The sequence below is a fragment of the Streptococcus mitis genome (assembly GCF_001074635.1).
Taxonomy (GTDB): domain Bacteria; phylum Bacillota; class Bacilli; order Lactobacillales; family Streptococcaceae; genus Streptococcus; species Streptococcus mitis_E.
Map to the genome: position 1 here is coordinate 1 of NZ_JUQO01000131.1, position 1,544 is coordinate 1,544.

Consider the following 1,544-nt stretch of genomic DNA (forward strand, 5'->3'; position numbering starts at 1 on the left):
GTAAAAAAGAACTAACTTTCAATATATGTTTTTCTAAATTTTTATTCGCTATATCTTTAGAGACAATTATACCATTTTCATCCTTAGCAAAGTGACTCATTAAAGGTATTGATGGATAAGATACACCCGAGCCAATTAAAATATTCAGTTTCTTAGTAAGTATATTCTTTTTGAATTGTTCCACTTTAAAATTTAAATTCTCCATAATAATTTTTCCTTTTATTAGCTGACGATAAAATATAAATATCCATTTTCAATGCAAAATGTAGTCTAATATTACTTTCTACTAAAATTATACCACGAAACCACAAAAATCCCCCTTAGAAATCCGCTTCTAAGGGGTTGTCTTTATCCTGCTGCTTGGGCTGGTTCTACTGGTTTGGTCTTTTTATCTTTCTTGCTACTAGTGATGAGACGTCGCTTGCTGTCTCGGATGCTATTGAGTTCCTTGAGGAGTTGAGTCAAGTGTTCCTTTTCAGGGTAGGCTTCTGCACTGGCTGCGGTATAGCGCATAAAGAGGTCGTAGCTAGTTGAAAGTTCAGTACGGAGTTGTCTGGTCTTGCCAACTTCCTTGGCAGACTTAGAAGCACGCGCCTTACTTTCTACTTGGTCATATTCCTCTTGAGCGTTGACAACTGCCGTCAGCATGGGTGTCAGTCCTAGACTGGTAACTGCCTCATGATAGGGTGTTTCACTAAGGGTTTTGAGCAGGCTCTTGATTTCTGCTGTCTCCACATCATTACTGTGCTTGGTGATGTCCTTATACTTAGCAAAGACTGGTTTCAGAGTTTCATGTGCTTCCTTGAGCTTGGTATCCTTAATCTTAGCAAATCCTCTATGAAGGGTAAAGAGACCGACCAAGGCACTGTCACGATTGCGATCGACTTCTGTCAGATTACTAGACTCTTTCGTCTCCACCGCCGCAAGTTGAGCTTGAAAATCATCCAGCTTGGTCTTGAAGGGTTCCAAATGTTTGGCATACATAGCCTCATCCTTGTTTGCCTTAGAAAAAGTTGCCAAACTTTGATGAGTATCCATCATCAGGCTTTCAAACTCACGATTGGTAAAGTTACTGTAACTAAGCGGGCGAATAGCGTATGTTTTTGTCATAATGATATCCTTTCTATCTAACGAATCATTTATTATCTTCTTTATCAAACAAAGACTGGATTAGTTCTGGAAGATAGACCTGTTTTTGATCTGTTTTTACAATGCTTCCTTGTCTATCAGGTTGAATCAAAGGTCTATCCTTTCCTACATAAACTTGAATCAATACATAGAACAACAATACAATTCCAATTACAGGAAGTGACCATAGTACACTCTCCTCATCATCTTTAACTTTCTTCATCAATTTTTCTCCTTTAAGTTGATACATCCATTCTAACAGTTTCCAAAACCATTTTAACCCCCATCCGCTCAACTGTCATTATTTCCATCTAAAATGTACTTTTCAGGACAAATCAGACAGTTCAAAATAATACTCAATAAAAATCAAAGAGCAAACTAGGAAGCTAGCCGCAAGCTGTACTTGAGTACGGTAA

The 1,544-nt window shown here is 37.9% G+C and carries 2 protein-coding genes and 1 pseudogene; all 3 read right to left on the bottom strand.

The window, feature by feature from the left end:
- A pseudogene (locus tag ADI58_RS05535) lies at positions 1–205 on the bottom strand (SIR2 family protein); the annotation flags it as partial.
- A 143-nt stretch (positions 206–348) separates the two neighbouring features.
- Positions 349–1,110, bottom strand: coding sequence for a DUF6261 family protein (locus ADI58_RS11290; RefSeq protein WP_049521783.1), 762 nt, complete (start codon positions 1,108–1,110; stop codon positions 349–351).
- A gap of 25 nt (positions 1,111–1,135) precedes the next feature.
- A complete protein-coding gene (locus ADI58_RS05545; protein ID WP_049521784.1) occupies positions 1,136–1,351 on the bottom strand; it encodes a hypothetical protein in 216 nt (71 codons plus the stop codon).
- Positions 1,352–1,544: the final 193 nt, after the last annotated feature.